6 protein-coding genes are annotated in these 6,080 nt (G+C 55.7%); all 6 read right to left on the minus strand.

Translation table 11 applies throughout. From position 1 onward, the window contains the following. Window positions 1–291: 291 nt before the first annotated feature. On the minus strand, window positions 292–1,164 hold the full coding sequence (locus L691_RS0107330; protein ID WP_025689709.1) for a putative RNA methyltransferase: 873 nt from the start codon (window positions 1,162–1,164) through the stop codon (window positions 292–294). A gap of 374 nt (window positions 1,165–1,538) precedes the next feature. Next, complete coding sequence (locus tag L691_RS0107335; protein WP_025689710.1) at window positions 1,539–2,471, minus strand: hydroxyacid dehydrogenase; 933 nt, start codon at window positions 2,469–2,471, stop codon at window positions 1,539–1,541. A gap of 30 nt (window positions 2,472–2,501) precedes the next feature. Further along, window positions 2,502–3,566 (minus strand): Ldh family oxidoreductase, encoded by a 1,065-nt coding sequence (locus L691_RS0107340; protein ID WP_025689711.1) that lies wholly within the window; start codon window positions 3,564–3,566, stop codon window positions 2,502–2,504. 35 nt (window positions 3,567–3,601) lie between these two features. After that, the gene (locus L691_RS0107345; protein WP_025689712.1) at window positions 3,602–4,756 is read right to left on the minus strand and encodes a UxaA family hydrolase; all 1,155 of its coding nucleotides are present in this window, start codon (window positions 4,754–4,756) and stop codon (window positions 3,602–3,604) included. A 2-nt stretch (window positions 4,757–4,758) separates the two neighbouring features. Further along, window positions 4,759–5,037, minus strand: coding sequence for a UxaA family hydrolase (locus L691_RS0107350; protein WP_025689713.1), 279 nt, complete (start codon window positions 5,035–5,037; stop codon window positions 4,759–4,761). A 94-nt stretch (window positions 5,038–5,131) separates the two neighbouring features. Beyond that, the coding region (locus L691_RS0107355) for a tripartite tricarboxylate transporter substrate binding protein (RefSeq protein ID WP_025689714.1) at window positions 5,132–6,080 on the minus strand (949 nt) is incomplete at its 5' end.

The following is a 6,080-nucleotide window of genomic DNA, read 5'->3' on the forward strand; positions in this document are numbered from 1 at the left end:
TATAATATGTTTAATCATTGTACTCCTCCCTTTCACCAGGCTTGGTGGCAATAAAAGTCGTTGAATACAATGCATACTTGTTCCATATTACAATCTCCTTACTCCCAAATATTTCAACAGAAAATATTTATCTAATCCAAAAATATCTATTAATTCAAACCTATTCTACATAAAATAGAATCAATTTGTGACAATTTGAAGCCGAAATGACGCATTGCCATTTTTGAATCGCTCACGCCGGGCCAAACGGATAATACAGCGGTGGGTGATGCTTCTGCGGCTCACAGCATTTTACTTATTTACTCCAATCAAAATATCCAGATCCACGGTGATCTCAGCATAATCCCGGTTAATATAGTCGTCGATCCGCGCTTTATTTCCGGACCAGGCAAGAGGGGTCATACGAGCCATATTTCCAAGCTCCGCTTGATTCAGTTCTTTGGTATAGCTTAAATGGACCTCATCCGATAGAACGAAATGCTGCCTGAACAGCGCCGCCGTCTTATCGTTGCGATAGCTCATATTCTCCTCGCGGCCGAAGAGGGCTTCTCTTAGTTCTTTTAGGTAGCCGGGGCGGGGAACGACCTTTATCACCAGGCCATCCTGAGCCGAAATCCGCTTGAATTCCTTGTAATTGGATGGAGATAAAATATTAAGCACGACATTCACCGATTGGTCTGAAAGTGGTAATTTGGCCAAGTCGCCCACGATCCAAATAGGATCTTCATATCTTTTTGCAGCCATAATAATGCCCTCCTTGGATAGATCAAGACCGATTCCGGTGATTCCCGGACTCCCGCACTCCTCCAAAATCCGGTGTAAATGCGAGCCCTCCCCGCAGCCCAGATCAGCAACTGTATAAGAATCGGCAGAGCCGCCCCTGTGCTGCTTTATCGCTCTCGCGATCGTCTCATGCATCTTAGCATAGAGGCCGGATTCCGTAATGATTTTGCGCCTTGCTTCAAATAATTCTTTCGTGTATTTGCTGCTCGCGGGACGAGCCGACAAGTTAAGATAGCCGTGTTTTGAGAAATCAAAGTTGTGGTTTCTGGAACAGATTAGGCTTATATTATCGGCGACCCTCACCGGACTATCGCAGAGCGGACACTTAAATGTTGGCTCCAATTCTTTCACGCGCGCTGCACTTGCTAATTTTCTGGTCATGACTTATCTCCCTCTGAAAAAAATAAAAAATCACAGGCGGTTTGCCTGTGATCCAGAGTAAAGGTGAAAAGCCCCATCCCTATTCGATTAAGGATTAAGCCAAGATAGCCGTCGCCAAATAAACCTCCCGAATGAAGAAAGAGGATGATTAAAAATGGACAGTCTGATCCCGTTTACTCTGTATAGCCAAACAGAGCCTTTGAACGTATTAAATTACGCGTTCAAAGCCGGGAAACGCAGTCTGATATAGAATACCATTTTTAATAATCCTCCTGGGAAAATGTGAGCGTAATAATTGAAAGTATCATTCATAGTATAAAGTTCGTCAAAGCATTTGGCAATTACCGGTCAGAAGCCGGCGCCGCGTTTAGTACTTACCGGTTCACTTGCCCCCGCAGCGCGGATATTACCCCCAGCGATACAATCTCCGATATTTGAGCCTGCGATTCCCGGGTCAGCCCGGCAATATGGGGCGTAACCGTGCAGGAGGGAAGCGCCAGCAGCGGATGATCCTCCGGTGGCGGTTCGTGACTCAGCACATCCAGCACGGCACCGGCAAGCCGGTTCGCAGCAAGCGCTTCGTACAGGGCGTCTTCATCGACCACGGCTCCCCTCGACGTATTGATTAGAACAGCGGACGGCTTCATCCGATTCAGCGCCGAAGCGTCAATCAGACAACGCGTCGACGGAAGCAAAGGAACGTGTAGGCTGACATAGTCGCTTTCGGCGAGCACCCGGCTTAGATCGGCGGGGATAATCTCCGTGTTGGCGGCATCGCCGCCATCCTTAAGCCGCGGATCGCAGCCCAGGACATTCATCCCGAGTGCCGCTGCTTTGGCGCCTGTCCGCCGGCCGATTTCACCTACGCCGACCAGCCCCAGCGTCTTGCCACCGATTTCGTGCAGCGTGAACTGCTGCCGGGGCCAGCCTCCGGAGCGCACGCCGGCTGCCGCCTCCCCGAGACGCCGGGCAGAATGGAAGATGGCTGCAATGACGTATTCAGCCACAGCGGACGCATTGGCGCTTCCCGCCGTAACGACCGGGATCTTCCGGCAGGCCGCCGCATCCAAGTCGATATTGTCCAGCCCCGCGCCAAGCCGTCCAATCGCCTTCAGACGGGATGCCGCCCCGATAAGCGCCTCAGTTACCCGTGTCTGATTGCGGACGATCAGAGCGTCCGCTTCCTTGACCGCTTCCCCGAGTTCCGGACTGTTCCACAGACCCGGATCATAGCGTACTTGATAACCCTCATTCTCCAGCAGTTCCAGACCATTCGGAGCGTTCCATTCCGTTACGAGGATATTCATGCTTCATTTCCCTTCCGTGTTTCTTTCCCTTCATTGCGCCAGCCGCGGAGGAAACGGGATCCCTGCCTTCCGGGCCAGCTCCTCCAGTTCACTGACGACATTGTCCGGCAGGGAGATTCCAGACAGCCGATTCCGCCCGGCGGAGCGGAATCTCCGCTCTCCCGGAAGCAAAATTTCCTCCGCGCCGGGCGACAAAGGTACCTCCTTGATCTCGTCTGCGAACCGCGAGACGGTATCGTAATACGCCTCCATGTTCAGCCAGCGGGCCGGCGAGAACAGCAGGATGACATGGCCCACATCGGCATATTTATCTCCATCTTTGTACAGATTGCCAATATGCGGACCGAAGGAAGCGCCGGTCATGATGCCGCACAGCATCTCCACGGCAAGTGCCAGAGCATAGCCTTTGGCTCCGCCCAGCGGCAGAATCGCTCCCTTCAGCGCTTCTCCGGCTTTCGTGGTCGGCCGTCCCTCACTGTCGATGGCCCAGCCCTCGGGGATCGGCTGCTCCCGCTTTTGCGCCTGCATGATCTTCCCGCGCGCCACGACGCTGGATGAAAGGTCGGCAATGATCGCCGGCTTGCCTTCGGCGCCGGATGGGAATCCGAATGCGATCGGGTTCGTCCCGAGAAAAGCCGACCGACCTCCCCAAGGGGCGATGCCCGGCGGAGAGTTGGTCATGACGACCGACGCCATGTTATCCTTGGCCGCCTCCTGGCAAAGATAGGCCGCCGTTCCGAAATGATTGCTTCCGCGTACGAACACGGCCGCGAGCCCCTGCTCCCGGGCGATAGGTATCCCCTTCCGCAAAGCCCGAACGGCCACTGCTTGGCCCAGCCCGTTCCCTCCGTCCACGGTCAGCACCGAACCGTGACGCTCGGCCGTAATTTTGGACGCGGCATTGATCCTGCCTTCCTGAATGCGCCGGAAGTAGACCGGCAGTCTGCTGACGCCATGGCTCCCGTGCCCTTCCAAATCGGCGCGGACCAGGGAATCGGCCGTAATGAACGCGTCCTCCTCAGGCACATTCAAGGAGATCAGTACCGATTGTACAAAGTCATAGAGCTTCCCGCTGTCATAGCGCTTTGCTGTCATACGCACGTTACGCCTCCCCGTTCATTTCACTTTATTCACGCGCTCGGATACAGCTTGGTCATCACGAACTCCCGATGGCCCAGCGCTTCCGCCGCCGTCAGACGTCCGTTGACGGTCCGTTCCAGCGTCTCCAGCAATCGCTCCCGCGCTTCCGGCAGCGTGATCGAACGCTCCAGCAGCGGGCTTACATCGACGTCGATATGCTCGGCCATCAGCTTGACCGTCTTCGGATTGGCCGATATTTTGACTACCGGCTCGATCGGGTTGCCGATGACATTGCCCTGACCCGTTGGGAAAAAGTGGACGACCGCTCCGGCGGCGGCCATGAGCGTTATGCATTCCGCAGCGGCGGAAGAGCTGTCCATGAAATACAGGCCCGGGCCGTTCTGCGGCGCCTCGGCAGGCTTCAGTACACCGATGACCTGCTTGGTGCCGGTTTTTTCGATATTGCCGAGCGCCTTCTCTTCAATCGTGGACAGCCCGCCGGCGATATTGCCCTGGGTCGGCTGGGAGCCGAGCAGGTCCACGCCCTGGGAAGCGAATCCGGAGACATAACGGTCATAGGTGCGCTGGAATTGTTCGCGCAGTTCTTCCGTCGCCATCCGGTCCGCGATCAGATGCTCTCCGCCCGTAAGCTCGGAAGTCTCCCCGAAAAACACGGTCGCCCCCTGATCGATCAAATAATCAACCGTTTCGCCGACCGTCGGGCAGGAGGCCAGCCCCGTTGTCGTATCCGATTCTCCGCACTTGATGCTTACGGTAAGCTCCGAGAGAGATATGGGCTCCCGCTGAAGCTCTGTAGCCCACTGCACGAATTCCTTGGCTTTCCAGGATGCCCGCCGAATTACTTCCAGATCGCCCAAGCCTTCGATGGAGAATCCGGCCACCGGTTTGCCTGTGGCGGCGATGCCGTCCGTGATGATCTTCGTCCAATTGGGTTCAATGCCGATCACGATGACCGCCGCGACGTTTGGATTGCTGCCTGTTCCGATCATGGTGCGGAAGTGCAGCTCCAAATCCTCTCCGTACTGCAGCCGCCCGTAAGCATGGGGCAGAGCCAGCGTGCCGGAGACGACCTTCGCCACCGCCTCGCAGGCCGCGTTCGAAATGTCGTCAACCGGTAAAATAATGACATGATTACGAATGCCCACCTTACCGTTTTCTCTGCGATATCCAAATAATTGTCCCATCGTTACCACCTCGCCGATTTAATATTGTGCGTATGAACGTATTCCCCTTCGGTCAGCCCCTCCGGCGCAATGCCGATGGGAATGCCGTATTCGATGACTTTGCCGCCTTTTTCAAGAACGCCGATGGAAATTTTGTGCCCCAGCGGAACAGCCTGAAGGCTTGTCACGGTTATTTCCGAATCGTCATCCATAAAGACCCCGACGACCTGCTGCCCAGCGGTAATATCCGTCGTTGCGACGCCAACCTGATCTCCCTGCTTATGAATCAAAAAATGATGCATATTCTTCCCTCCGAATCTAAATTTGCGATTTGCTTACGTATTCCCGTCGTTACTTGCGAATCAGGTCCCATGATGGCCCATTTCGTATTGAGAATTACTTGCGGATTCCCGTCTCGGTGGCCAGACCTGTGTAATACTCCGCTTCCTTATTCACGAAATCCGTAAACTCCTGCCCCGTCAGTACATTCGGGTCAAGCTGCAGTTTCTTGAGCTTCTCAATAAAGTCGGGGTCCTGCGACAGCTTAGATACTCCGTCCTCCCACTTCTTGACAATCTCCTGCGGCGTTCCTTTCGGGAAGCTCATGCCCGTCCACCAGGAGACGGACAAATCCTTCACTCCCTGCTCCGCCGTTGTGGGCACATCGGGATAATACGGGCTGCGTTCGGAAGACAGGACGGCCAGCACCTTCAGCTTGCCCGCCTTGACCAGGGTGGACGTCTCATTGACGGTATGCACGGCCAGGACCGCATTGCCTCCGGCGACAAGAGGCAGGGACTCGGACGCGCCTTTGGTGGCGACCATCCGGGTCTTAGAGAAATCGGCCCCGATCGCTTTCAACCATTCGGCTACGGCAAATGTAGAAAAGCCGGCAGGCCCGACGCTTGTCCAGGTCAGCTTCTCGGGGTTGGCCTTCGCCCAGTCCGAAAATTCGCGGAAGTCCTTCCACGGCGCGTCGGCGGCGACCACAAAGACGGGAGCGTCTGTCACGACGCGAGCCGCGAATTCATGGTCGCTCAAGAGAACCGGCGCCGCGGCCGATCCAGCTTGGAGCATGGTCGTGCTCGCCACATTATCCGCAAGCACCGTGTAGCCGTCATTAGAAGCCTGTTTGAGCGCGTACTGCGCGCCGGTGGCGCCGCCCGCTCCGGGCTTGTTGACAATTTCAATCGGCTGCCCCCATTCCTTGCTGAGCCCTTCCGCGACCGTTCGGGCCACCAAATCCACGCCGCCTCCGGCAGAGAATGGCACCACATATTCGATAGGACGGTTCGGATAATCGGCGTAGGCTGAGGATGCAGACGCAGCCGGTGAAGCGGCGGGA

Source organism: Paenibacillus zanthoxyli JH29, from assembly GCF_000520715.1.
Classification (GTDB): domain Bacteria; phylum Bacillota; class Bacilli; order Paenibacillales; family Paenibacillaceae; genus Paenibacillus_AQ; species Paenibacillus_AQ zanthoxyli.

Excerpts from the sequence above, each read along its gene's own strand:
- L691_RS0107350 (WP_025689713.1), bottom strand. The coding sequence starts at position 5,037 with ATGCATCATTTTTTGATTCATAAGCAGGGAGATCAGGTTGGCGTCGCA.
- L691_RS0107330 (WP_025689709.1), bottom strand. The coding sequence starts at position 1,164 with ATGACCAGAAAATTAGCAAGTGCAGCGCGCGTGAAAGAATTGGAGCCA.
- L691_RS0107340 (WP_025689711.1), bottom strand. The coding sequence starts at position 3,566 with ATGACAGCAAAGCGCTATGACAGCGGGAAGCTCTATGACTTTGTACAA.
- L691_RS0107345 (WP_025689712.1), bottom strand. The coding sequence starts at position 4,756 with ATGGGACAATTATTTGGATATCGCAGAGAAAACGGTAAGGTGGGCATT.
- L691_RS0107335 (WP_025689710.1), bottom strand. The coding sequence starts at position 2,471 with ATGAATATCCTCGTAACGGAATGGAACGCTCCGAATGGTCTGGAACTG.